Origin of the sequence: Rathayibacter sp. AY1C9, from assembly GCF_002932315.1 — a bacterium.
Lineage (GTDB): Bacteria > Actinomycetota > Actinomycetes > Actinomycetales > Microbacteriaceae > Rathayibacter.
In genome coordinates, this window is record NZ_PSVZ01000058.1 from 1 (window position 1) to 1,774 (window position 1,774).

Genomic DNA, 1,774 nt, shown 5'->3' on the forward strand with positions numbered 1-1,774 from the left:
GCGGACCTGGCGATCGCGGTCGCCATCGCCTCCGCCCACGCCTACACGCGGCTGCGACGGGCGGCCGCGGCGGAGCAGACGCGCGCGTGGTCGGGCGGAGCTGTCGGGCAGTGCCCATCGAGCCCGAGTTAGCCTCCGGTGGCGATCCTCGACCATGCGGTGGACGGGGGCGCCGGCGGCTTCGAGCGGTGGACGGGTGCGTGTGCAGCGTGCCGGGGACGCGGCCGTCAGTGCGTGGGCACCCGCTCCGGACGGATGCGCTCGGGAACGGGGACGAGCGCGTGGGTGATCGCGCTCGAGAGGGTGAAGGCGCTGGAGTCGAGGTGCGAGGAGTGCCCGAGTCGTGTCGCTTCGGAGGCGCGCTGCTTCGCTCCGGAGGCGGGCCGGATGTCTCCCGAGAGGCTGATCTCGCCGAACGCGGCGATCCCGGGCCGCAGCGGCGTGTAGGCGTGGGCGGAGGCGATGGCGACCGCGATCGCCAGGTCCGCCGCCGGCTCCATGAGCTTCACGCCGCCGACGGTCGACACGTAGACGTCGCAGCGCCGCAGGGGGATGCCCGCCTGCCGCTCGAGGACCGCGAGGATCATCGCGACCCGGGACGCGTCGACTCCGTTCGTGACGCGGCGGGGGTGCTCGCCGTCGTTCGCGATCACGAGCGCCTGGATCTCGACGGGGAGCGCGCGGCGTCCCTCCATCGCGACCGTGACGCAGATGCCCGGGGTGGGGAAGCGGGTGCGGCTGAGGAACAGACCGCTCGGGTCGGGGATCTCGGCGATGCCCTCGGCGGTCATCTCGAAGCAGCCGACCTCGTCCGTCGGGCCGAAGCGGTTCTTGAGCGAGCGGACGAAGCGCAGCGCCGTCTGCCGGTCGCCCTCGAAGTGGCAGACCACGTCGACCAGGTGCTCGAGCAGGCGCGGCCCCGCGATGGAGCCGTCCTTCGTGACGTGTCCGACGAGCACGAGGGGGAGCGCCCGCTCCTTGCAGACGCGGATGAGGGTCGCGGCGACCTCGCGGACCTGGCTGGGACCGCCGGGCAGGCCGTCGACGGTGTCGCTCGCGACCGTCTGCACCGAGTCGACGATGAGCAGGTCCGGCCGGACCTCGTCGATCTGGCCGAGCACGGTGGCGAGGTCGGTCTCGGCCGCGAGGAAGAGGCTGTCGTGCATCGCGCCGGTGCGCTCGGCCCGCATGCGCACCTGCGCGGCCGACTCCTCCGCGCTGACGTAGAGGACCCGCTGGCCCTCGGCCGCGGCGCGGCTCGCGACCTCGAGCAGGAGGGTCGACTTGCCCACGCCGGGCTCTCCCGAGAGCAGCACGACCGCGCCGGAGACGATCCCGCCGCCGAGCACGCGGTCGAGCTCGCCCACGCCGGTGGGGCGGTGCGCCGCCGACGTGGTTTCGATCTCGGTGATGGGCCGCGCGATGCGGCCGGCGGCCGGAGCCACAGCGGCGACCGCGCGGACGAGGCCGGTGCGCTCGGTGCTCTCGATCACGGAGCCCCACTGCTGGCACTCGCCGCAGCGGCCTACCCACTTCGCGGTCGTCCATCCGCACTCCGAGCAGCGGTACGGGGCGGTGCGCGTCTTCGAGGAGGCCATGAGGTCCTTTCGGGGCGGAGGAGGGGGACGAGCGCGACGCTACGGGGGACCCCCGACACCGCCGCTCGTTCGAACGTGTCTTCGACAGTACAGTCCATCACCGACGCCGCGAGCGGGGCGCGCCAGGCCGGGGGAGAGGTCGCGTGGAAGCCGTCTGTGGAGGAGCGTCGTCGCGG

The 1,774-nt window shown here is 73.7% G+C and carries 1 protein-coding gene; it reads right to left on the minus strand.

Going from position 1 to position 1,774, the window contains the following annotated elements:
- Positions 1-227 precede the first annotated feature (227 nt).
- Complete coding sequence (radA, locus tag C5D09_RS16985) at positions 228-1,598, minus strand: DNA repair protein RadA (RefSeq protein WP_104224086.1); 1,371 nt, start codon at positions 1,596-1,598, stop codon at positions 228-230.
- Positions 1,599-1,774 lie beyond the last annotated feature (176 nt).

What these genes read in the sequence shown, in the direction of transcription:
- radA (WP_104224086.1), bottom strand. Translation starts at nt 1,598, where the DNA reads ATGGCCTCCTCGAAGACGCGCACCGCCCCGTACCGCTGCTCGGAGTGC.